Annotated in this window: 18 protein-coding genes and 1 tRNA gene; 10 read left to right on the forward strand and 9 right to left on the reverse strand. The window is 63.8% G+C overall.

Annotation, left to right across the window (positions count from 1 at the left end; translation table 11 throughout):
- Positions 1 to 50 precede the first annotated feature (50 nt).
- Positions 51 to 1,514 (forward strand): hypothetical protein, encoded by a 1,464-nt coding sequence (locus OPU69_RS01465; RefSeq protein WP_498509032.1) that lies wholly within the window; start codon positions 51 to 53, stop codon positions 1,512 to 1,514.
- Between the two features lie 82 nt (positions 1,515 to 1,596).
- On the opposite strand, the gene OPU69_RS01470 is transcribed toward OPU69_RS01465, so the two are convergent.
- Entirely contained in the window at positions 1,597 to 4,332 is a 2,736-nt protein-coding gene (locus OPU69_RS01470; RefSeq protein WP_498509033.1) for an Rne/Rng family ribonuclease, read from the reverse strand.
- Between the two features lie 591 nt (positions 4,333 to 4,923).
- Here OPU69_RS01470 and OPU69_RS01475 point away from each other — a divergent pair.
- From OPU69_RS01475 to OPU69_RS01485, 3 genes are all read left to right on the forward strand, one after another.
- A complete protein-coding gene (locus OPU69_RS01475) occupies positions 4,924 to 6,135 on the forward strand; it encodes an N-acetylmuramoyl-L-alanine amidase (protein WP_498509034.1) in 1,212 nt (403 codons plus the stop codon).
- A gap of 201 nt (positions 6,136 to 6,336) precedes the next feature.
- Entirely contained in the window at positions 6,337 to 8,856 is a 2,520-nt protein-coding gene (locus OPU69_RS01480) for a penicillin-binding protein 1A (protein ID WP_498509035.1), read from the forward strand.
- An 88-nt stretch (positions 8,857 to 8,944) separates the two neighbouring features.
- The gene (locus tag OPU69_RS01485) at positions 8,945 to 9,388 is read left to right on the forward strand and encodes an RrF2 family transcriptional regulator (protein WP_066285059.1); all 444 of its coding nucleotides are present in this window, start codon (positions 8,945 to 8,947) and stop codon (positions 9,386 to 9,388) included.
- A gap of 18 nt (positions 9,389 to 9,406) precedes the next feature.
- Here the strand turns inward: OPU69_RS01485 and OPU69_RS01490 are convergent, their stop codons facing one another.
- On the reverse strand, positions 9,407 to 10,408 hold the full coding sequence (locus OPU69_RS01490) for a sensor histidine kinase (RefSeq protein WP_498509036.1): 1,002 nt from the start codon (positions 10,406 to 10,408) through the stop codon (positions 9,407 to 9,409).
- A 270-nt stretch (positions 10,409 to 10,678) separates the two neighbouring features.
- Between OPU69_RS01490 and OPU69_RS01495 the strand changes: the two genes are divergently transcribed.
- From OPU69_RS01495 to OPU69_RS01505, 3 genes are all read left to right on the forward strand, one after another.
- The gene (locus OPU69_RS01495; protein WP_498509038.1) at positions 10,679 to 10,840 is read left to right on the forward strand and encodes a YezD family protein; all 162 of its coding nucleotides are present in this window, start codon (positions 10,679 to 10,681) and stop codon (positions 10,838 to 10,840) included.
- A 141-nt stretch (positions 10,841 to 10,981) separates the two neighbouring features.
- Positions 10,982 to 13,471 (forward strand): TonB-dependent receptor, encoded by a 2,490-nt coding sequence (locus tag OPU69_RS01500; protein ID WP_498509039.1) that lies wholly within the window; start codon positions 10,982 to 10,984, stop codon positions 13,469 to 13,471.
- Between the two features lie 37 nt (positions 13,472 to 13,508).
- Entirely contained in the window at positions 13,509 to 14,279 is a 771-nt protein-coding gene (locus OPU69_RS01505) for a sulfite exporter TauE/SafE family protein (protein ID WP_060977519.1), read from the forward strand.
- Positions 14,280 to 14,289: 10 nt separating this feature from the next.
- Here OPU69_RS01505 and OPU69_RS01510 read toward each other — a convergent pair whose 3' ends face one another.
- Together OPU69_RS01510 and OPU69_RS01515 are read right to left on the reverse strand one after the other, a co-directional pair.
- Entirely contained in the window at positions 14,290 to 15,102 is an 813-nt protein-coding gene (locus tag OPU69_RS01510) for a formate/nitrite transporter family protein (protein WP_498509040.1), read from the reverse strand.
- Positions 15,103 to 15,168: 66 nt separating this feature from the next.
- Complete coding sequence (locus OPU69_RS01515) at positions 15,169 to 15,726, reverse strand: LemA family protein (protein ID WP_060977521.1); 558 nt, start codon at positions 15,724 to 15,726, stop codon at positions 15,169 to 15,171.
- 53 nt (positions 15,727 to 15,779) lie between these two features.
- Between OPU69_RS01515 and OPU69_RS01520 the strand changes: the two genes are divergently transcribed.
- Positions 15,780 to 16,730, forward strand: coding sequence for a DUF3137 domain-containing protein (locus OPU69_RS01520; RefSeq protein ID WP_498509042.1), 951 nt, complete (start codon positions 15,780 to 15,782; stop codon positions 16,728 to 16,730).
- A 105-nt stretch (positions 16,731 to 16,835) separates the two neighbouring features.
- Here OPU69_RS01520 and OPU69_RS01525 read toward each other — a convergent pair whose 3' ends face one another.
- From OPU69_RS01525 to yajC, 4 genes are all read right to left on the reverse strand, one after another.
- Positions 16,836 to 17,228, reverse strand: a complete 393-nt coding sequence (locus OPU69_RS01525) for an Mth938-like domain-containing protein (protein WP_060977523.1) — start codon at positions 17,226 to 17,228, stop codon at positions 16,836 to 16,838.
- A gap of 27 nt (positions 17,229 to 17,255) precedes the next feature.
- Entirely contained in the window at positions 17,256 to 18,230 is a 975-nt protein-coding gene (gene secF / locus OPU69_RS01530) for a protein translocase subunit SecF (RefSeq protein ID WP_060977524.1), read from the reverse strand.
- A gap of 15 nt (positions 18,231 to 18,245) precedes the next feature.
- Entirely contained in the window at positions 18,246 to 19,850 is a 1,605-nt protein-coding gene (gene secD / locus OPU69_RS01535) for a protein translocase subunit SecD (RefSeq protein ID WP_060977525.1), read from the reverse strand.
- 133 nt (positions 19,851 to 19,983) lie between these two features.
- Complete coding sequence (yajC, locus tag OPU69_RS01540) at positions 19,984 to 20,310, reverse strand: preprotein translocase subunit YajC (protein WP_060977526.1); 327 nt, start codon at positions 20,308 to 20,310, stop codon at positions 19,984 to 19,986.
- Positions 20,311 to 20,519: 209 nt separating this feature from the next.
- Between yajC and OPU69_RS01545 the strand changes: the two genes are divergently transcribed.
- A tRNA-Pro gene (locus OPU69_RS01545) sits at positions 20,520 to 20,596 on the forward strand.
- Positions 20,597 to 20,626: 30 nt separating this feature from the next.
- On the opposite strand, the gene OPU69_RS01550 is transcribed toward OPU69_RS01545, so the two are convergent.
- On the reverse strand, positions 20,627 to 21,616 hold the full coding sequence (locus OPU69_RS01550; RefSeq protein ID WP_060977527.1) for an aldo/keto reductase: 990 nt from the start codon (positions 21,614 to 21,616) through the stop codon (positions 20,627 to 20,629).
- A 527-nt stretch (positions 21,617 to 22,143) separates the two neighbouring features.
- Between OPU69_RS01550 and OPU69_RS01555 the strand changes: the two genes are divergently transcribed.
- Positions 22,144 to 22,434, forward strand: coding sequence for a hypothetical protein (locus OPU69_RS01555; protein ID WP_082751290.1), 291 nt, complete (start codon positions 22,144 to 22,146; stop codon positions 22,432 to 22,434).
- Positions 22,435 to 22,476 lie beyond the last annotated feature (42 nt).

A 22,476-nucleotide genomic window follows, 5' to 3' on the forward strand; every position in this document is an offset into this window, starting at 1 on the left:
CTATAGCCGCGCCCTTATCCGCTTCGGGGGCGCAGCGAAAGATAAGTTTGATGCAACAGGAATTGCACAAGACGGTCAGCCATCTGCTCACGATCGGCGGAGACGAGCGAATCGTCCCGGCGCATGCCGATGGCACCAACAAATATTTCAGTTCTCCCTTCCCGCGTCAGACGGTGACCTATGCGTCGTCGACCGCGAACGATATCTCGCAGCCCGCCTTCGACCATCTGTGCGATTTCGTGGCTGATCATGGGCTGAACGCGGACATGGTGGGCACCGATTACGCCGGACACCTTTCTGTCCTGCGCGATCGCATCGCGGTCGCCTATGGCCTGCCCAAGGGGACGGATATCGCGTTCTCCGCCTCGGGCACGGACCTCGAATATATCGCGCTCCAGGCCTTTGCCGGCCGCGCGTCGCAGGGCATCCACAACGTCTTGCTGGGCGCCGACGAAGTGGGCAGCGGCTGCATCCTGAGCGCGGCAGGCCAGTATTTCGCAGGCCAGACGGCACTGGGCGTCCCGACGAGCAAGGGACAGCCGGTCGCTGGCCTCACGCCCGTGTCGCTTTCCGAAGTGTCGGTGCGCAACGGTTTCGGCGAGGCGTTCGACAGCGCGGTGATTGTGGCTGCGATGCGCAGCGAGATCGAACGCGCGCTGATCGCGGGCAAGTTTCCGCTGCTGCATGTGGTGCATGGATCGAAAACCGGGCTCATCCTGCCGCATCTCGACGATATCGATGCGCTCATCACGCAATTCGGCGACTCGATCGGCTTTGTCGTCGATGCCTGCCAGGCGCGGATCACGAGTCCCGCGATCAGCGCCTATCTGATGCGCGGCGCGGTGGTGCTGCTCACCGGTTCCAAGTTCATGGGTGGTCCGCCCTTTGCCGGCTTTGCGCTGGTGCCGCGCGCGACGGCGCAGCGGATCGCGCCGCTGGGCGAGGGCATGGCCACGATCTTCCGCCGCGCGGAGCTTCCCGATAGCTGGGCAGGGGCGGAAAAGCTTCCGATGAGCGGCAATGCCGGGCTGACGGTGCGGCTGGCGGCAGCCTTGTTCGAGCTGGAGCGATTCCAGGCGCTCGATTTTCATACGATCGCACGGGTGGTCGAACAGTTCCGCTGCGCCTCGCTGGCGCTCGTCGATCGGATCGGCGGCACGCGCGTGACGCCCTATCCCTTTGCCGATCGCGAATCCGCAGGGGCACATCCCATCGAGATGCGCACGCTGACGACCGTCGATCTGAGCGGGGAGGGGCGTGCGATCGATTTCGACGGTGCGACCGCGATCCAGCTGAGGATGATGCAGTCGGGCGTGCGGCTGGGCCAGCCGGTCAAATGCGCGCGCTTCCAGGGGCCGGACATGATGGGCAAGGTGCGCGGCACATTGCGCATCGGCATTTCAATGCCGCAGATGGTGGCGTTGGTGGCACTGGGAGACGCGGCCGAAGCGCAGCTCGATTCCGATATGGCGGCGATTGGCGACGCGTTCGAGGCGGCGCTCGCGGCTGATTGAGCCCGGCCCGCCCGACCAGCACGAAAAAGGGGTGCCCTGCCGGTCTGGCGGGGCACCCCTTTTTGTTGCGACTTAAAACCCTTTAATTGCCGAAAGTGCGCTGCCACCAGCCGCGACGCGGCGGTTCGGTGCTTTCGGCGGGTGCTTCGGCGGCCTTGGCCGTATCGGCTGCGGCAGGTTCTGCCTCGGCCACCGGCTCGGGCGCAGGTTCGGCTGCAACCGTTTCGGCGGCTTCGGCCTTCGGCGCTGCCTTCTTGCGCGGCGCGCGCTTGGCCTTGGGCTTGGCGACAGGTTCGGCTTCCGCAGCAGGCTCAGCCTCGGCAGCGGGCGCTTCGGCAGGTGCCTCTGCCTCTGCCTCGACGACCGGCTTCTTTGCCCGCGAAGCGCGCTTGCGCTTGGGCTTTTCGGCCACCGGCTCGGGCTCAGGCGCTGCGGGTGCTTCGGCAGGCGCTGCTTCTTCCTCGCTCACCGGCTCGGCAGGCGCTTCTGCCGCAGCGTCGTCGCCAGCGGTTTCGACGCTGTCTTCGCCAGCCTCGCCAGTCTTGCGGTTGCGACCGCCACGGCGACCACGGCGGGCACGCTTCGGCTTGGCCTCGCCACCATCCTCGGTGGTTTCGCCGGCTTCAGTCGCCTCGGCTTCGGCCGGGGCTTCGGCGTCAGCCGATGCGACCGGTTCCGCGACCTCTTCGCCGTTATCGATCTGCGCCTCGCTACCGATTTCGCCCTGGGGGAGATCGCCATCGCGCCGTCCGCGCTTGCCGCGGCGCCGACGGCGACGCTTGGAACGGCCACCGCCTTCGCCTTCCTCGCTGCTGCGCTGCTCGGCGGGGCGCTCGCCGCGCTCGCCGCGATCCGCACGATCGCCACGGTTTCCGCGGCCGCCGCGCTTCTCGCTGACCTCTTCCTCTTCCTCGATCTCGTCGATTTCGTCTTCAATATCGTCGTCGTCATCGTCGATGATCGGCTGGAAGGTGACGACCTTTTCCGGACGCGGGCCGCTCGCGGTCACTTCCATCTTCGCGCCTTCATTCTCCCCATTGGGCAGAATTTCAATGCGCACGCCGAAGCGCTCCTCGATCTCGGCAATGTCGCGGCGCTTGTTGTTGAGGACGTAGATCGACGCTTCCTGGCTGGTGCGCAGCGTGATGATGCTGCCATGGCCGCGTGCGGCCTCTTCCTCCAGCAGGCGCAGCGCCGACAGGCCCGCCGACGATGCGGTGCGGACAAGGCCCGTGCCGTCGCAATGCGGGCAGGTGCGGGTCGATGCCTCGAGCACGCCGGTGCGCAGACGCTGGCGGCTCATTTCCATCAGGCCGAAGCCCGAGATGCGGCCGACCTGAATGCGCGCGCGGTCGCTCTTCAGCGCATCGCGCATGGCCTTCTCGACCTTGCGGATGTTCGAGCCGTATTCCATGTCGATGAAATCGATGACGACCAGGCCCGCCATGTCGCGCAGACGCAGCTGCCGGGCGATCTCGCGCGCCGCTTCCAGGTTGGTGTTGAGCGCAGTCGCCTCGATCCCGTGCTCCTTGGTGGAGCGGCCGGAGTTGATGTCGATCGATACCAGAGCCTCGGTCGGGTTGATGACCAGGTAACCACCCGACTTGAGCTGCACCACCGGTTCGTACATCGCCGAAAGCTGGTCTTCGGTGCCATAACGCTGGAACAGCGGCACCGGGTCCGAATAGCTCTTCACCCGGCGCGCATGGCTGGGCATCAGCAGCTTCATGAAGTCCTTGGCGGCGCGGTATCCGGCTTCGCCCTCGACCAGCACTTCCTCAATGTCGCGATTGTAGATGTCGCGGATCGCGCGCTTGATGAGGTCGCTGTCCGAATGGATGATCGCAGGCGCGGAGGCCTTGAGCGTCTTTTCGCGGATCTCGTCCCAGAGGCGGGCGAGATAGTCGAAGTCGCGCTTGATCTCGGGCTTGGTGCGCGAAAGGCCGGCGGTGCGCACGATGCAGCCCATGGTCGCGGGCAGCTTCATCTCGGCGATGATCGACTTCAGCCGCTTGCGGTCCGAAGCGTTGCTGATCTTGCGGCTGATGCCGCCGCCATGCGCGCTGTTGGGCATGAGCACGCAATAACGGCCCGCGAGCGAGAGATAGGTGGTTAGCGCCGCACCCTTGTTGCCGCGCTCTTCCTTGACGACCTGCACCAGCATGACCTGGCGACGCTGGATGACGTCCTGGATCTTGTAGCGGCGGCGCAGCGCCATGCGGCTGGTGCGCGCCTCGTCGCTGGCCTTGGCCTTGCCGCCACGGCCATCGCGACGACGACGACGACCGCCATTGCGGCCATTGCCGTTATTCTCGCGCGATTCTTCGGCTTCGCTTTCGCTCTCGCCTTCGTCGCTGTCGGAATCGCCGTCATTGTCGCCCGAAAGCGTCTCGGCACGGATCGGCTCTTCGTCGGTCTCGATCAGACCCTCGTCCGACAATCCGTCGTCATAGCTGCCTTCTTCGCCACCGCGGCCGGCGGCGTCATCTTCCTCTTCCTCGGCGGCGAGGGCTTCGGCCTCCTCGCGCGCGTGGCGAGCCTCTTCGGCAAGCAGCGCGATCTTGTCCTCGCGCGGGATCTGGTAATAGTCGGGATGGATTTCCGAGAAGGCGAGAAAGCCGTGCCGGTTGCCGCCATAATCGACGAAAGCCGCCTGCAGCGAGGGTTCTACGCGAGTAACCTTGGCGAGATAGATATTGCCCTTGATCTGCTTGTGTTCGGCAGATTCAAAGTCGAATTCCTCAATCCGGTTTCCCTTGAGCACCGCCACCCGGGTTTCTTCCTGGTGGCGCGCATCGATCAACATGCGCGTTGTCATTCAATATTCTCCGTGCGCGCGCACCGGGCGGAACCGGCCGGGTCGCTGCGCTTCTGTCTGTTATGGCGCTGCCGCTCCCGATCAGGGGGGCGGTGCGCAAACGGGTTTGTTCGATAAGGATTGTGTCTGCTGAACGGGTTTGCAGGGCGTCAAGCGCACTGGCCGCGTCGCTTTTCCGCAGCCAACCGCTCGGAAGCGGGGTGGCGGAAAAGGCGGTATTCAAACCCATAAAGCGTCAACCTGGTGATACGGCATCCGCGGCAATCGAGGCCGCAATGCTGTCAGTGAGTGCGGGCGATGGCCGTCAAGCCAATGAGCCGCAAGGCTTTGCTAGCATCGCCCACGCAATACAGCAACAAAAAGCTCAACCGCACGGACGCCCGGCCGTTATTGAACAGGGACACGGCGCAATAGCGTATGTTGCCCGCGCCCAGTCTTGCCGATTCATGCTGAAATTCCTGTTAACCAGGTCGTTTCACAGGGTTTTTCCCGCTTAACCCTAATCCTGCCTTCATCAAGCGATCAGGCAGGAATCCGGGAATCATGAAATTGCACTGGACCGGACATTCGCGCCGGAGGCATAACAGGGCCATGCTGTGGCTGACCTCCATCTGCGCGTCGATGGCATGCACCATGCCCGTTCAGGCGGGCGAGGTTTCCAATGTCGAAATCCGCGCCAACCAGGTGGTGCTGCACTTCAACGATCCGATAGAAAGCGCCAGTAGCTTCGTGCTGAGCGGCCCCGACCGCATCGCGATCGACATCAAGGGCGCAACCGCGCGCGCCAATGCGCTGACCCAGCAGGGCCTGTTCCGCAACGTCCGCGTGGCCCAGTTCGACAGCGATACCGCGCGGATCGTGCTCGATCTCGACCGGCCGGCGATGGTGAGCGCAGGGACTTTCTCCGAAGATGGCCGGAGCCTGACCCTGTCGGTCAAGGAGCTGGGATCGTCCGAGCTTGTTGGCGTTCTCAATGCCCCGCGCCAGTCGTTCGTGCCGCCAGCCAATTTCCGCGCGGAACCGCCGCAGCGCCGCTACAGCGTGCGCATTCCGCTGCCCAAGCCGAGCAAGGCGCCGCCGCTGCCCAGGATCGAAGGGCCCAAGGATGACAGCCGCCCGCTGGTGGTGATCGATGCGGGGCATGGCGGCCACGATCCGGGCGCGATCAGCCCGCATGACGGAACGCGCGAAAGCAAGGTCACATTGCAGGTCGCCCGCGCCATCCGCGACGAGCTGCTCAAGACGGGACGCGTGCGCGTTGCGCTGACCCGCGACAGCGACACCTTCCTGGTGCTGCAGGAGCGCTATGGCATCGCTCGCCGCCTCGGCGCGGATCTGTTCATCTCGGTCCATGCCGATGCCGCCGCCTCGCAGACCGCGCGCGGCGCGACCATCTACACGCTGTCCGAGGTCGCCTCGGATCGCGAGGCAGCCCGGCTCGCCGCGCGCGAGAACAAGGCCGACATCCTGAACGGCGTGAATCTCGCCGATGCGCCGTCGGACGTATCGTCGATCCTGATCGACCTGACCCAGCGCGAGACGATGAACCTCTCTGCCGATTTCGCGCGGCTGCTGCGGCGCGAAGGCGAGGCGAAGATGAACTTTCGCACCGATTCCCACCGTTTCGCCTCGCTGATGGTGCTGAAAGCCCCCGATGTGCCGTCGGTCCTGCTCGAGACAGGCTATGTCAGCAACGAGGAGGACATCGCGCTGCTCAATTCCCCCAGCTATCGCAAGCGTATCGCGGAATCGGTGAGTCAGGCGGTCACCGTGTTCTTCGCACGCAAGCTCGCTTCGCGGTAAATCCTCGCCGCAGCTATATCGTCATTCCCGCGAAAGCGGGAATCCCGCTTCGTCTTCAACCCTCTGCGTCAGCAGCGGGACCCCCGCCTGCACGGGGGTGACGGGAAGGGCGGGTTAGGCGCAAGCGGTCCATGTCAACTGTCGCAACCCTCGCCAATCCGCTCTGGCCTTGTTCAGGAATCCTGTGCTAGTCGCGCGGGCATGAGCGAGGGTGAAAGCGGCGGTTCCGCCTATAGCATGCGGCGTGACGGCGAGGGCGCGATGGTGGCCCTGCGCGATGCGTGGCAGAAGCGCTGGGTGCGCTGGGCGGCGTATCTGCTGGGTCTGGCACTGCTGGGCGTTTTCCTGATCTGGGTTATCTTCGCGCGCGATCTGCCTTCGGCGGATACCCTGGTCGATTACGAACCGGACCTTCCCACCATGGTGCGCGGCGTCGATGGCGAGATCGTCAACAGCTATGCGCGCGAGCGCCGCGTGCAGTTGCAGTACAAGGATTATCCGCTGCCGCTGATCCGCGCGTTCCTGTCTGCCGAAGACAAGAATTTCTTCTCGCACAACGGCCTCGATTATCCGGGGCTCGCCTCGGCAGTGTTCGATTATGTCACCAAGCTGGGTTCGGGACAGCGCGCGCGCGGCGGTTCCACCATCACCCAGCAGGTTGCCAAGAACCTGCTGCTGGGCGACGAATATTCGATCACCCGCAAGATCCGCGAGGCGATCCTCGCCTATCGCATCGAGGACGTGCTGACCAAGCAGGAAATCCTCGAACTCTATCTCAACGAGATCTATCTCGGCCGTAACGCCTATGGCGTGCAGGCAGCGGCGCGGGCCTATTTCGGCAAGGATGTCGCCGATCTGAAGCTGCACGAGGCGGCGTATCTGGCGATTCTGCCCAAGGCACCGTCCAATTACCGGCCCGAAGTGCACATGGAACGCGCGCTCGAACGCCGCAACTGGGCGCTCGGCGCGATGCAGTCCAACGGCTGGATCACGCGAGCGCAGATGCTCGCCGCGCAGTCCGAACCGCTTGGCACCATCCCGCGCACCGGCGACAATTTCGACAAGGTCGGCGGCTATTTCGTCGAGGAAGTCCGCCGCCAGCTCGTCGAGAAATTCGGCGAGAAGCGCGAGGACGGCCCCAACAGCGTCTATGCTGGCGGCCTGTGGGTGCGCACCTCGCTCGACCCCGCGATGCAGCGCGCGACCACCGAGGCGCTGCGCGACGCGCTGCTGCGCTATGATCGCGGCAGCGGCTGGAGCGGCCCGCTCAACAAGATCGAGATGGACGATCAATGGGCCTCGCGCCTGGCATCGACCTATATCGACATCGACTACGACAACTGGCGCGTCGCGGTGGTGATCGACAAGTCGGCGAGCGCCGCCGAAATCGGATTTGCCAATGGCGACAAAGGCGTGCTTCCGCGCTCGACCGCCACCATGCCGCGCAAGCGCGTCGGCGGCACTGCGTTCGATTCGATGAAGCCGGGTGACATCATCGCGGTCGCGCCGATGTCGGGCGACACCTATGCGCTGCGCAACGTGCCCGAGATTTCGGGCGGCATGGTGGTGCAGAACCCGCGCTCGGGCCGGGTCTATGCGATGCAGGGCGGGTTCGATTCGCAGATCAGCCCATTCAACCGCGCCACCCAGGCCGATCGCCAGCCGGGCTCCACGATCAAGCCCTTCGTCTACGCGACCGCGCTCGACAACGGGATGACGCCTGCGACGCAGATCGTCGATGGCACCTTCTGCGTCTATCAGTCGGCGAGCCTCGGCAACAAGTGCTTCCGCAATTTCGGCGGATCGCGCGGGGCCGGGCCGCAGACGATGCGCTGGGGTCTCGAGCAGTCGCGCAACCTGATGACGGTGCGCGCCGCGAGCGATGCGGGCATGGCCAATGTGGTCAAGACGATCAAGGCCGTCGGTATCGGCGATTACAAGCCCTATCTTTCGATCGCGCTGGGCGCGGGCGATACCACCGTCATGAAGATCACCAACGCCTATTCGATGCTGGTCAACCATGGCCGCGAGCTCAAGCCGACGCTGATCGACTATGTCCAGGACCGGCGCGGCAAGGTGATCTTCCGTTCCGATCCGCGCGTCTGCGAACGCTGCAACATGGCGAAATGGGATGGCAAGCCGATGCCGCGCTTCGCGCAGCGCGGGCGGCAGATCCTCGATCCGATCACCAGCTATCAGGTCGTGCACATGCTCGAAGGCGTGATCACGCGCGGAACCGCGGTGACGCTGGCAGACCTCAAGCGACCGATGTTCGGCAAGACCGGCACCACCAGCGGCCCCACCAATGTCTGGTTCGTCGGTGGCACGCCCGATGTCGTGGCCGGCGTCTATCTTGGCTTCGACCAGCCGCGCAGCATGGGCGGCTATGCCCAGGGCGGCAGGCTCGCCGCGCCGGTGTTCAAGCAGTTCGCCAAGGAAATCTTCCCCAGCCTTCCGGTCAGCGAGTTCCTCGCCCCGCCGGGCACGCGCATGGTGCGTATCGATCGCCGTTCGGGCCGCCGCGTCTATGGCGCCTGGCCGGGCAACGAGGCCAAGGCGGCGGTGATCTGGGAGGCGTTCAAGCCCGAAACCGAACCGCGCCGTTCGATCCGCCCGGAAGAAATGGCCGCAGCGGTCAAGGCGGTGCAGAAGCGCACGGGTCCTGCAGCACGGGCGCGCAGCGACAGCGAATTCCTGCAGCAACAGGGCGGCATCTACTGACGCGCCGATGGCAACGCATCGCGCAGGGCGTTTCACTCTACCGTTCGGGTTGAAAAATCGGGCTGGGAGGCGTATCGGGCATTGGACCATGCTCAGCCAGAAAGTCCGCTACACCATCCGTGCCTTGCAGCACCTCGCCGATCATTACGGCAAGGGGCTGGTGCATCTGGACGAGATTGCCTCTGCGCAGAACATTCCGCCGAAATTCCTGACCGTGATCCTGTCGGAAATGGCGCGGGCAGGGCTGGTTCATTCACAACGCGGCAAGGATGGCGGCTATGCGCTGGGCCTGGCGCCGGTAGATATCCGCTATGGTGATATCGTCCGCATCACCAGCGGATCTTTGGCCCTGGTGCCGTGTGCCAGCCGCTATGCCTATGAAAAGTGCAAGAACTGCCTGGCCGAGGACGAGTGCCGACTGCGCGCGCTGATGCTCAAGGTGCGCGACGAGACGGCGGTGATCCTCGATGAGATTACGCTTGCCGATCCGATCGCGCCGGTGGCTGCATTCGAAGGGGCCATGGTCGATTGAGACCACGCCCTGGCCGGTTCAGGCGGCGAACACCACCTGCCAGGCCGCGCCCTTGCGCATTCCGGTCAGCCCCTTGACCTCTCCGCCCAGCTGCGCGGCGAGCGATTGCACGATCCGGGTGCCCAGACCCTTGCTCGCCGTCACGTCGACGCCCTGCGGCACACCGCGGCCATTGTCGCTGACGGTCAGTGCCAGCCGCTGCGGATCGAGCTGTTCCAGCTTCAGCGTGATCGTGCCGCCATCGTCGGCAAAGGCGTGCTTGAGGCTGTTGGTGACGAGCTCGGTAACGAGCAGCGACAGCGTCGTCAGCCGGGCGATATCCAATTTCACCGCCGGCATGTCGACCAGGCACACGATGTTGCGCGCGCCCGTCGCCTGCAGCAGGTCGGTGCAGATTTCCTGGAAATATTCTGCCACCGGCAGATCGACCGATGCCGGATCATACAGGCGCCGGTGGATGCGCGACATCGTCTCGATCCGGCTCTGCGCCTCGTCGAGCGCCGAGCTGGCCGAGGCCGGATCGGTCGCCACCTTGCGCTTCTGCAGCTGCAGCAGCGCCGAGACGAAGGTCATGTTGTTGGCGACACGGTGCTGCAGTTCCTGAAACATCGTGCGTTGCTGGTCGTACAGCTCTTCGGTGACCTGCTTCTTGGCTTCCAGCCGATCGGCGGCGCGGTGCATGAAATGGATCAGCGCAATGTCGACCGTCACGATGAAAATGTAGAAGCCGATCGCGATCGTGCTCGCCCCGTCCATCACGAAGCTGTTGACCGGGGGGATGAAGAAATAGAGCGCCGCAAGGCCGCACAGCACGGCACACAGGACCCCTGGCCACAAGCCGGCCAGAAAGGTCGTTACGATCACGGCGGGGAAAAAGGTGAGATAGGGGAATCCAGGCGGGAGCGTGCCCTGCAGGTGGAAGCGGCTGAACAGTGCCAGAGCGAAAGTGCCGATCGAGAGGCCATAGCCCAATCGCCAGTCACGACGAAACAGCGTGCCTGCCTTTACGAACCGGTTCATCGTCACTCTCGTCAGCAGGATAGCGGATGCCAACGTCCGCAAAACGTCTTGTAAAAGCCAATTTTTGGCGGTGCAAGCCGATGGGGTGGCCGATTTCGCCCAGAAATGGCGCAATTCTTCGCTCTGGCGCTTGCCCGAGGCGGTTGGTCGTCCGCCCAAGGGGAGCAAGAAAATCTATCTTGCCAACTGAAATGGTAGAGAATAGCTTTTCTCTTGTGGGCCATGCTGCATGCAGCCGGTCCGCACCAGATTTTCTCGAGGAGTGAACCGATGCCTCCTGCCAAGTCCGACACCGCCGCACTGCGTGCGCCGCTGCCGATCTCGACCATTTCCGATGCCATTTCCCGACTGCGCTTCGGTGCCATCGTGCTGACCGTGCATGATGGCAAGCTGGTGCAGATGGACGTGACCGAACGCCAGCGCTTCAGCTGAGCTTCCACGCCAAGCTATCCCTCTGACTGCCGGGACCGGGCTGACCGGACCAGCATTTTTCGAGCGTTTCTCCATGTTGCCCAACACGCTGCGTGCCGACCGGACATCCGGAAGCACTTCCAATTCCGGGGGTCTTTCCAAATGTCCATTTCTGTATCCGCGCGCGCATCGCTTGCGGCGCTGGCCTTCGCGCTTGCCATCCCTTTCCAGGCGCAGGCAGCCGAAACCGATGGAGATGCCGTGCAGGCCGATTCCGTCGATCAGGCCGACTCTGCAGATGACCAGGGCGGCAACGTGATCATCGTGACCGCCCGCCGCCGCGACGAGGATATTCAGGACGTGCCGATCGCGCTGTCCGTCATCGATGCGGCGCAGGTGGATGCGCAAGGATTGTTCAACATCAACCGGCTCACCCAGATCCAGCCAGCGCTGCAATTCTATTCGACCAATCCGCGCAACACATTCATCAATATCCGCGGCATCGGTGCACCGTTCGGCCTCACCAATGACGGGTTCGAACAGGGCGTCGGCATTTATATCGACCAGGTCTATTACAACCGCATCGCCTCGGCGACGCTGGACTTTGTCGATATCGAACAGGTGGAGGTGCTGCGCGGACCGCAGGGCACGCTCTATGGCAAGAACACGACTGCAGGGGCGATCAACATCCGCACTCGCGCGCCGAGCTTCACCTTCGAGGGCCGCGCGGAACTGAGCGTCGGCAATTACGATTTCAAGCAGGCCAAGGCGACGATTTCGGGTCCGATCTCGAACACCATTGCGGCACGGATCAGCTTGTCCTCGACCGACCGGCGCGGCACGATCCTCAACGTCAAGACTGGCCAGAACGTCAACAGCCTCGACAATCTCGGCATTCGCGGCGCGCTGCTGTGGCAGCCGAGCGACAGCTTCAAGGTCACCCTGTCGGGCGATTACAATATCCAGGATCCGATCTGCTGCGCGCAGATCTATGCCCGTGTCGGCACCACCCAGCGTGCGGCGAACAGGCAATATGCCGCGCTGATTGCGCGCTTCCCGGGCTATCGGGTGCCCAGCACCGATCCGTTCGATCGCGTCACCGATCTTGACGCCAATATCCGCGCGCGCAACGAACATGGCGGCGTATCGGCCCTGGTCGAATGGGATCTCGACAAATTTTCGATCACCTCGGTCAGCGCCTATCGCTATTGGGACTGGACCCCGGCCAATGACCGCGACTTTACCGGTCTGCCCATCTTCCTCAAGGTCAACAATCCCACCCAGCAGAAGCAATATACCCAGGAATTCCGCCTGAACTATGAGGCGGAGCGGCTGAACTTCGTGGTCGGCGCGTTTGCGTTCTATCAGGAAATCCGCACCCAGGGCATCCAGGAACAGGGCCCGGCAGCGAGCGCATGGCTGCTCAACCTGACCAGCGCGCTGTCGAACAATCCTGCCGTGCTCAACGGCGTGGTGGCGAATAATGACATCCGGCTCGACAATGTCAGCCTCGCCGCGTTCGGCAAATTGAACTGGAAGGTCACCGATGCCTTCACGATCTCTCCGGGCATCCGCATCAATTACGACAAGAAGGACGGCCAGTATGATTCGGTCGTGACGGGCAATGCCTCGAACGGCACCCGCCAGATCGTCAGCAACGTGCCGACCAGCCCGTTCTTCAACGATCCCTGGATCGCCGCGCAGCGCGGGGTGCAGGCATCACAATTCTTCGAGGTGGATTTCAGCGACTGGAACCTCTCGTACGACCTCAATCTGGGCTATGAGATCAGCGATGCCGTGAACGCCTATGCGACCTATGCGCGCTCTTTCAAGACCGGCGGCGTCAACCTCAACGGCGTGCCCAGCCGCGCGGACGGTTCGGCGGCGCTTGAGGTCGCGGTAATCAAGCCCGAAAAGGTCGACCATTTCGAGATCGGCCTGAAGACCAAGCTGTTCGATCGCAAGGCGACGCTCAATCTCGCCGCCTTCTGGACCGACATCCAGGATTTCCAGGCCAGCGTCATCAGCAATATCAGCGGCAGCAACGTGCTGCGCGGGTATCTCGCCAATGCCGACAAGGTGCGCAGCCGCGGGGTCGAGGCGGACTTCCGCGTCCAGCCTTCGGATCGCTTCACCGCCTATGTCAGCGGGGCGTTCACCGATGCCGAATTCGTGCGCTTCGTCGATGCGCCGTGCCCGCCGGAGCTGGCCGGCGGCACCACGGTGACGGGAACGCAGGTGCCGGGCCCGGCCGCAACGCCCGGCGCGCTCAGCCCGGCCAACTGCAATGTCTCGGGCCAGTGGCTGCCGGGCGTGTCCAAATGGGCCTTTTCCTGGGGTGCGGAGTACAATGTTCCGGCCACGGTGTTCGGCCTCGATGGCAATGCCTATGCGGGCTATGATGCGAACTTCCGCTCGAAATTCTCGTCAAACGCATCGCGGTCGATCTACACCGATATCGATGCCTATTCGCTGCACAATTTCCGCGCCGGATTCCGCACCGACAAGTTCGATTTCTTCGTGTGGACCCGCAATGCCTTTGACGAGGAATATTTCGAATCGCTCGCCGTTACCCCCGGCAATACCGGCCTCATTTCCGCTCAGATGCCCGATCCCCGCACCGCTGGCCTCACGGTCTCGGCGCGGTTTTGAGGGTGATTGAAACTTCCTCCAGCAGAAGGGACCGCACGTGCCGGACCTTGGAATACTGAACCCTGCCGATATCTGGCCCTATATCCTGGTCGGCGTTGCCGCGCAGATGGTCGATGGCGCCCTGGGCATGGCCTTTGGCGTCATCTCCAGCACGCTGCTGGTCTCGGTGCTCGGCGTGCCACCGGCACAGGCTTCGGCCGGGGTGCATTTTGCCGAAGTGTTCACGACCGGTGCGTCGGGGCTCAGCCATGCCTGGCACCGCAATATCGATTGGGGGCTGTTTGCCAAGCTGGTGCTTCCGGGGGTCGGCGGCGGGATATTGGGCGCCTATGTGCTTGCCAATGTCGATGCGGGGGTCGCCCGGCCGCTGGTCATGGCCTATCTGACCGGCATCGGGCTGGTGCTGCTCTATCGGGCCTGGCGCTTTCCCACGCCAAAGTTCCAGGATCCGCGCATCGTCGCGCCGCTGGGTGCGGCCGGGGGCTTTCTCGACGCTGCGGGTGGCGGCGGATGGGGACCGGTCGTCACCTCCAACCTGCTCATCCAGGGCGGCGAGCCGCGCAAGACGATCGGCACGGTCAGCGCGTCCGAATTCTTCCTCACCGTGTCGATCTCGGTCACCTTCATCCTCACCATGGGGTTCGAGGCCTTCACCACGGCCACGATCGGTCTGCTCATCGGCGGGGTGGTGGCCGCGCCATTTGGCGCGATTCTCGCCAAGAATGTGCGGCCGCGCCTTTTGCTGTTCATGGTCGGCACGGTGCTCACCATCACCAGCGTTTACAGCATCTGGAAGGCGCTCAGCTGACCGGCCGGGCTCAGATCTCTTCGCGGACCTGTGCATAGGCCAGGGCCGCGAAGATCACCGTGCCGCCGATGACATTGCCGACCAGAGCAGGCAGGATGCCGCCGAACACGGCGTGGACCGGGCCGATCTCGCCCATGAGCATGACGATGAACAGCTCGGTCGATCCGGCGACCACATGCGAGAAGCCGCCCAGGCCGATCATGTACGTCACCAGCATGATCATCAGCACCTCGCCCGCGCTTTCGATTCGCGGCAGCATCCACACGAGCGAAGCGATCATGAACCCGGCCGGCATGCCCCAGAGCATATGGTCAAGCGGGGCGACCTCGGCATAATGGCGCGAAACGCTCAGCACGCCCGACATCTGGAGCGGCGGAATGATCCCGGCATGCACCATCAGGATGGCCGCGATCAGGCATCCGGTCATGTTGGCGGCAAACACGATACCCCATAGCCGTGCTGTCCGGTTGAGCCGCGAAATCGACGGGTAGGCGAGCAGCGGCAGGATGGGGGTCACCGTATTCTCGGTGAACAGCTGCATCCGGCCCATGATCACGACGAGAAATCCCACCGAATAACCCAGGTTAGTGACCGCCGGTGCCCATGCGGTATCGGGGAGCAGGGCGGTCAGAATGCCCTTGCACAGGATCGACAGGCTGATGGCCAGCCCGGCCCCGACGCCCGACCACCACAGGGCGGAAAACGGGCGGGCAAGCTCGTGGCGGCCCGAGCGGCTGATCGCGCGATAGATCAGCGCGGTGGTGACGTCCGCCAAGTCCTCGAGCGCGGGCTCTGTCGTCTTGCGCCTGCTGTTTCGTGCCATGTGCCCCCCGTGTGAACGCGCGTATCGCTGTCCAACGCGCCAGGGGGAGCGATCGTTGCCTTCGGCCTAGAAGCTGACCTTTGGCGCTGCGCCGACCGTGGCGCGCTCGTCGCTGCCCAGTTCCCAAAATCCCTGCGGTTTGAAGCCCAGCGCCCCTGCGAACAGCACGGCAGGAAAGGATTCGATACCCGCATTATAGTCGGCGCTCGCGGCATTATACGCGCGGCGCGCGGCGGCGAGCTTGTCCTCGACATCGGCCAGTTCGTGCTGCAGCGTCTGGAAATTGGTATTGGCCTTGAGGTCGGGATAGGCCTCGGCCAGTGCGAACAGGTTCTTCAAGGCACCGCCCAGCGCCATTTCCGCGCCCTGCGCCTCGGCCGGGCCATGGGCGGCCAGCGCACGGCCGCGGGCCGCGATCACCGCTTCGAGCGCGCTTTTCTCGTGCGCGGCATAGCCCTGGACGGTGCTCACCAGATTGGGGATCAGGTCGTGCCGCTGGCGCAGCCCCGCATCGATATCGGCCCAGCCCTGGCGGCAATTGGCGCGGAGCGACACCAGCCGGTTGTAGATCAGGACCACCGCCAGCAGGACGATGACTACGATGCCGAGTATGATCCATTCCATAGACAGTCCCCCGATATACGGCCTAGCATTACCATGGCGCTAGAGGCGGGGGAATGCCGGTGATCACAATAGCCGATGTCGATACGCTGCTGGCGGGCGAACTTGGCCAGTGGCTGCAGGCCCAGACGAGCGCACGCGAGGAGGCCAAGCGCAAGGCAGCAAAGCGCATGGTGGGCGGCCTTGTCCTGGGGGCGCCGTTCCTGCTGGGCTTTTTCTGGGACGGTTTCTGGGGGCAAGCCGTCGGTTTCGTCGGCCTTGCCATCATCGCCATCGGCTTCACCATGGGGGGCATCATCCGCCAGAACATGGTGAGCAGTCTGAAGCGCGAGATCAACAGCGCGCTCGCGCGCAGCCTCGGCGTCGAATACAGCCCCGAAGCCGCGTTCGGAGACGAGTTCAACCTCGCTTATGCCTATGATCTGCTCCCGGGCTATACCCGCAAGACCTGCGAGGATTGCTGGCAGGGCGAGATCGGCGGCACGCCTTTTCACCTGTACGAGGCGCATCTGATCGAGCGGCGCGGGTCGGGAAAGAATCGGCGCGACGTCTCGGTGTTCCGCGGGGTCATTCTCAAGATACGCTTCGCGCGGCAATTCCATGGCGTGACCCTGGTGGAGCGCCAGCGCATGCGGCTGACCTGGTTCGGCGACAGCCAGACCAAGAACGGCATGAAGCTCGATCGGGTGAAGATGGTCGACCCACGGTTCGAGGACACATTCGACGTCTATGGCAGCGATCCCGTGGAGGCACGGTATCTTGTTCACCCCGCCTATTGCGAGCGGTTGGTGGCGCTGGAGGACAAGTTCGAGGGCAAGGGCCTGAAGGCGCTGTTCCACAAGGGCGATGTCGTGGTGACCGTGAAAAGCGAGGATCTGTTCGAGAGCGCTTCGCTCAGTCCTGATCGTGATCGCGAATTGCTCGGACGGACGATCGAACAGTTCCGCGCGCTGGCGGAGATGATCATCAGCTTGAATGAACGGCGCAGGGAAGGGGCTTCAACGTGATGCAGTCGTCACCCCCGCGAAGGCGGGGGTCCCGCTATTTCGAATGAGCGTAGAACAACAGCGGGATTCCCGCTTGCGCGGGAATGACGTAGCAATAGCGGACGCCTAAAGCCCCATGATCGCAGCGGCGATCCAGCGCTCCTCGGAGCGCAATATCCCCCAGGCGCGGGCGGCGGCGCGGCTGTCCATCACCTCGACACCGATACCGCGCTCTTCCATGGCCCGGATGAAGGCGCGGGGAGGGTGGGTCATGGCGCCACCTGTGCCGAGCAGCATGAACTCGGGCGGCGGGTCGAGCGCCAGCACCTGGCCCATCGCGCTGACATCCAGCGCCTCGACCGCCGGTGCGTCCCAGGGCATGGCCGAAACCGGCGTCAACACCAGCGCGCCGTCGACCCGGCGCTGGCCCAAATTGTCGCCGTCTAGCTTGAAGCCGCGCGCGGTAAAGCCGGTAATCACCGGGCCGGACGCGCGCGGATCCTGCGTGAACTCAGCCATGGATGACGCGACCAGCGAATCCGGCGATCACAGGCCTTCCTTGAGCTTGGCCTCGGCCTTGTCCGCCTCTGTCTGCTGCGGCACGAAGCTGTGCGGGCCGACGCCGAGCCAGACCAGGATGGGGTTGGCCATGTAGATCGACGAATAGCAGCCGACGAACAGACCCAGCGTCATCGCGGCCGTGAAACCGAAGATCACGCCCGGGCCGATGAGCAGCAGCGCCAGCAGCGCGATCAGCATCGTCAGCGAGGTCATCACCGTGCGCGACAGCGTCTCGTTGGTCGACAGGTCGAGCAGCGAGATCATGTCCATCTTGCGATATTTGCGCAGGTTCTCACGCACGCGGTCGAACACCACGATGGTATCGTTCAGCGAATAGCCGATGATCGTCAGGAGCGCGGCGATGATGTTGAGGTTGAACTCGAGCTGGGTGAGCGCGAAGAAACCGAAGGTGATGGCCACGTCATGGAACAGCGCGAACAGCGCCGCGACGCCAAACTGCCATTCGAACCGGAACCAGATGTACACCGCGATCGCGATCATCGCGAAGACCAGCGAATAGACGCCGGTGGTCAGCAACTCTTCCGACACCTTGCCCGAGACCGAATCCACCCCGTCGATCCGCGCGCCCTGCGCCGCATATTCCTTGGTGATCATCGTGGTTACGCGCTTGGTGACGGCGTTGACCTCATCCGGATTATCGCCGTCCAGCCGCATGCGGACCGAGACCTGGTTGGGCTGGCCGAAGCGCTGGATGGTCGATTCGCCGAGGTTCAATGCCTCGATATCCTCGCGCAACTCGGCCACCGGGGCCTCGGCCACCTTGTCGAACGTCACCTGGATCATCTGGCCGCCGACGAAATCGACGCCGAGGTTGAGGCCTCGCACGCCGACCAGCACGAGCGATGCAACGATCGAAAGCAGGCTGATCGTCATCGCCAGCTTGCGCCAGCGCAGGAAGCGGAAATTGGTGTTGTCGGGGACAAGCTTGAGGAGCTTCATGGTTTCAAGCCTTCCTTAAATGTGCAGTTCGCGCGGACGTTCGCGCTTGAGCCACAGGGCCACGAACATGCGCGTCACATAGACCGCGGTCCAGACCGAGGTGACGATGCCGATCATCAGCACAACGGCAAAGCCGCGCACCGGGCCCGAGCCGAACAGGAACAGCAGCACGGCCGCAATGACGTTGGTGATATTGGCATCATAAATCGCGCGCGAGGCTTCGGTATAGCCGACCTCGATCGCCTGGATGATCCGCCTGCCGTTCTTGCGTTCTTCGCGAATGCGTTCGTTGATCAGCACGTTGGCGTCCACCGCCGCGCCGATCGTCAGCACGAAGCCGGCAATGCCGGGCAACGTCAGCGTGGCGTTCATCAGCGCCATGATGCCCAGGATCAGCAGGATGTTGAGCACCAGTGCGATATCGGCATAGACCCCGAACCGGCCATAGGTGAGCACCATGAACACCAGCACCGCCAGCGTGCCGAGGCCGCCTGCGATTAGACCGAGCTGAATCGATTCCGTACCCAGATCAGGCCCGACCGAACGTTCCTCGACCACCTTGAGCTCCACCGGCAGGGCGCCGGAGCGCAGCGCGATCGCGAGCTGGTTGGCGCTTTCGGTGGTGAAGCTGCCCGAAATCTGCGCCGATCCGCCCAGAATGGGCTCGTTGATATTGGGTGCGGAGAGCACTTCGCCATCGAGGATGATCGCGAACGGCTTGTTGACATTCTCCTGGGTCAGCCGCGCGAAACGCGCGCCGCCATCACGGTCGAAGGTGATCGACACGACAGGCTCGTTGGTTTGCGGGTCGAAGCTCGCCTGTGCATTGGTCAGCTTGTCGCCGCGAATGCCGCCCAGACGCCGTACCGCGATCGGGGTGCCGCCCGCAGGGTTGGTCGGATAGGGAATGATCTCGCTGCCCACCGGCGCGCGGCCGGCGGCGATATCCTCGGGGCTGGCGGCCTGGTCGACCAGCTTGAACTCGAGCTCGGCGGTCTTGCCCAGCAGATCCTTCAGCGCCTGCGGATCGTCAAGGCCGGGCACTTGCACCACGATACGGTTGTCGCCCTGGCGGATGATCGTCGGCTCGCGCGTGCCCATTTCGTCGATGCGCTTGCGCACGACTTCTGTCGCGGTTTCCATCGCCTGGTCGAGCGCCTGGGTCAGGCCCGCCTCGGTGGGGGTGAGCACGATGCGGCTGGTATCGCGCACCTCGATGTCCCAGTCGCGCTGCCCAGTCAGGCCCGCGCCGCTGGTCAGCGGCAGGATAAGCTCGCGCGCGGCATCGACTTGGCTGACGTCGCGCACCAGGAAGGAGAGCTTGCCGCCCTCGCGCGAGATATCGCCGATGCCGATCCGCGGCTTGGCGCTGCGCATCGCGGCGCGCACGGTCTCTTCCATGTTCTGCAGGCGTTGCGCGGCGACGTCCTTCGGGTCGCCCTCCAGCAGGATATGGCTGCCTCCCTGAAGGTCGAGCCCCAGGTTGATCTTTTCCTGCGGCAGGAACGAGGGATAATATTTGGCCGCGCCCGCAGGCAGCAGGCTGGGGATCGCCATCAGCACGCCCAGGGCGAGGATCAGGCTGATCGAGATCGTTTTCCAGCGCGGAAAATCTAGCATTCGTGTTGCTTCCTTGGCAGTGCTGGCTCGGACGCGGCGGTGTGCCTGGTCCGCTCAGCGCGGGCCGGATGTGCGCGCCATATATTCATGCGCGCAACAGGCGGCAAGGCGGCAGGTCGTTCCCGCTCGCCGCTCAATCGTTGGCGGGCGCGCCGCCCGGCTGGATGACGTCGCTCAAGGTCGCCTTGACCGCGCGCACCTTGGCGCCACCCAGATCGATCTCGACATAGGCGTCGTCGACTTTGGTCACCTTGCCGACCAGACCGCCGCCGGTGATGACCTGATCGCCGCGCTTGACCGCATCGATCTTGGCCTTGTGCGCCTTCATCTGGCGCTGCTGCGGGCGGATGATCAGAAAATAGAAGATCGCCAGCAACGGCACGAACATCAAAAGCTGGGTCCAGGCCGGTGCGGCGCCAGGGGCAGCGGCGGCCAGTGCGAGCAGGAGTGTCGAGTCCATGGGCTGTGATATCCGAATGTCTGAAAGGAAAAGGGGAGCGATTGGCCGATAAACAGCCGGTCGCAGCGATGCGCGCGCCTATCATCATCGGCCGCGCAAGGCAATTGGCGATCACCTTGCGCCAACTTGTGCATCACGGGGTTGCCAAGCGCGCCGCATCGCCATATAGGCGCGCTTCGCTTTTGCCGCAGGCGCGGTGAAAGCCCGGTCGGGACGTAGCGCAGCCTGGTAGCGCATCACACTGGGGGTGTGGGGGTCGGAGGTTCGAATCCTCTCGTCCCGACCAATTCATCGCCGCAACATTGGTGCGGACGACTTACCCGAACATCTCCGTCTCGATCGTCCGCTGCATCGCCTCGCTGTAGCGCGGGCCGCTGACGGTGTGTTCGTTGATCAGTTCGTCGATGCGGGCTGCGGCGTCAGCCGGGATGATCCAATCCTTGCGCGCGAAATTTTCTTCCATGTGCGCGATCGAGGCAGTGCCGGGGATGGCGACGATATGGTCGCCGCGCGAGAGCACCCAGGCGAGGGATAACTGCGCCGGTGTCACCTCCAGCTCGGCGGCGATCGCGTTGAACGCTTCCGCCAGCGCGCGGTTCTTCGGCCAGTTCTCGGCATTGAAGCGCGGCATTCCGCGGCGTAGGTCCTTGTCGGTCAGCGCGTCGGCATCCTGCACGCCATTGGCCAGCACGCCGCGCGCGACCGGCGAGAAGGCGACGAATGTCGTGCCAAGCTCTGCGCATGCATCAAGCACGGCGATTTCCGGCTCGCGCGTCCATGGCGAATATTCGGTCTGCATCGCCGCGATCGGGTGCTCCTTCGTCGCACGACGCAGCGTTTCGGCCGACATCTCGGACAGGCCGATGCTTCCGATCTTGCCCTCCTTGATCAGGTCGGCCATCGCGCCGACCGATTCCTCGATCGGCACGTCGCGGTCGCGGCGGTGCATGTAATAGAGGTCGACATGGTCGGTCTGCAGGCGGGTGAGCGATTCATCGATACAGCGCCGGATCGTCTCGGGACGGCAGTTGATGCCGCGCTTCTCGCCTTCGATGACGATTCCCATCTTGGTTGCCAGGAAGAATTCCTGCCGCCGCCCTTTCAGCGCCTCGCCGATCAGCGTCTCGTTATGCCCCAGGCCATAGATATTGGCAGTGTCGAGATGGTCATAGCCCAGGTCCAGCGCGCGATGGAGCAGCGCGGTGGCGGTCTCGCGCGCAGGCAGATTGCCATAGCCCCAGCTCAGCGACATGCAACCCAGGCCGATCGCCTGGACGGGGCGGTTGTTGATCGTGCGTGTGGTCACTGGTGGTTCCTGCGGAGTGAGGGGGGAAGAGCGTTCGTGCCGATTGCGCTCGCACACCCGGCAAGCTCAGGTCAAGACGCTGATTCGGGCGTCGGGGCATCGGCGAGTGGCGCTGATGCCCGTCTGTCCCAACCGGGTGCTGCTCGCGCGCTTCAACTCAACGCACGGCGTGCTGACGTTCCTTGGCTTGGAAAGCCAAGGGGGCAAGTAAGTAACGGAAAAATAGGGGTATTCGTTCATCGTCTTGCCACCTGGGGTCATGGTCCCAGCGCGCATGAAGGGGCTGCACTGGACATTCGTCAGGCTGTGTTTTTCGGAACAAAAGACACCTTGGCTGTCAGTATTTTATCCTCTTTTCGCCCCCTCACAAACCGGCTATATGCACGGTTCCCAAGGGTGCGGGGGAAAGGGGTCGGGCCGATGCGGCGTGTCCTTCCTGCGCCAGTGCAAGAAATAAATCTTGCCAGAGTCCCTAGGGTGTCGATACAACGCGGGCTCTTGTTTCCGCAACGAAGGGGAAAAGTACCATGAAGTCCATTCTCAAGCTGAGCCCGGTCTTCGCCGTCGCTGGCGTTCTGGCTCTCGCCGCTTGCTCGCCGGAAAAGGCTGAAGAAGCTCCCGCCGAAGAAGCCACCACCGAAGCTCCGGCTGAAGAAGCCGCTCCGGCTGCTGACGCCGGCATGGAAGCTGGCATGGAAGCCGGTGCTGAAGCTGGCGCCGAAGCCGGTGCCGCTGCTGGCGCCGAAGCTGGTGCAGAAGCTGCTGCTCCGGCCGCTGACGCTGCTGCTCCGGCCGCTCCGGCTGAAGAAAAGAAGTAAGCTCTACGCTCACTTCGCCCGAAAGGGCCAAGCCTTAAAGAC

Source organism: Blastomonas sp. 34TW, assembly GCF_059803595.1.

Coding starts and splice junctions, on each gene's coding strand:
- OPU69_RS01465 (WP_498509032.1), top strand. CDS start 51: ATGCAACAGGAATTGCACAAGACGGTCAGCCATCTGCTCACGATCGGC.
- OPU69_RS01470 (WP_498509033.1), bottom strand. CDS start 4,332: ATGACAACGCGCATGTTGATCGATGCGCGCCACCAGGAAGAAACCCGG.
- OPU69_RS01475 (WP_498509034.1), top strand. CDS start 4,924: ATGCTGTGGCTGACCTCCATCTGCGCGTCGATGGCATGCACCATGCCC.
- OPU69_RS01480 (WP_498509035.1), top strand. CDS start 6,337: ATGAGCGAGGGTGAAAGCGGCGGTTCCGCCTATAGCATGCGGCGTGAC.
- OPU69_RS01485 (WP_066285059.1), top strand. CDS start 8,945: ATGCTCAGCCAGAAAGTCCGCTACACCATCCGTGCCTTGCAGCACCTC.
- OPU69_RS01490 (WP_498509036.1), bottom strand. CDS start 10,408: ATGAACCGGTTCGTAAAGGCAGGCACGCTGTTTCGTCGTGACTGGCGA.
- OPU69_RS01495 (WP_498509038.1), top strand. CDS start 10,679: ATGCCTCCTGCCAAGTCCGACACCGCCGCACTGCGTGCGCCGCTGCCG.
- OPU69_RS01500 (WP_498509039.1), top strand. CDS start 10,982: ATGTCCATTTCTGTATCCGCGCGCGCATCGCTTGCGGCGCTGGCCTTC.
- OPU69_RS01510 (WP_498509040.1), bottom strand. CDS start 15,102: ATGGCACGAAACAGCAGGCGCAAGACGACAGAGCCCGCGCTCGAGGAC.
- OPU69_RS01515 (WP_060977521.1), bottom strand. CDS start 15,726: ATGGAATGGATCATACTCGGCATCGTAGTCATCGTCCTGCTGGCGGTG.
- OPU69_RS01520 (WP_498509042.1), top strand. CDS start 15,780: ATGCCGGTGATCACAATAGCCGATGTCGATACGCTGCTGGCGGGCGAA.
- OPU69_RS01525 (WP_060977523.1), bottom strand. CDS start 17,228: ATGGCTGAGTTCACGCAGGATCCGCGCGCGTCCGGCCCGGTGATTACC.
- secF (WP_060977524.1), bottom strand. CDS start 18,230: ATGAAGCTCCTCAAGCTTGTCCCCGACAACACCAATTTCCGCTTCCTG.
- secD (WP_060977525.1), bottom strand. CDS start 19,850: ATGCTAGATTTTCCGCGCTGGAAAACGATCTCGATCAGCCTGATCCTC.
- yajC (WP_060977526.1), bottom strand. CDS start 20,310: ATGGACTCGACACTCCTGCTCGCACTGGCCGCCGCTGCCCCTGGCGCC.
- OPU69_RS01555 (WP_082751290.1), top strand. CDS start 22,144: ATGAAGTCCATTCTCAAGCTGAGCCCGGTCTTCGCCGTCGCTGGCGTT.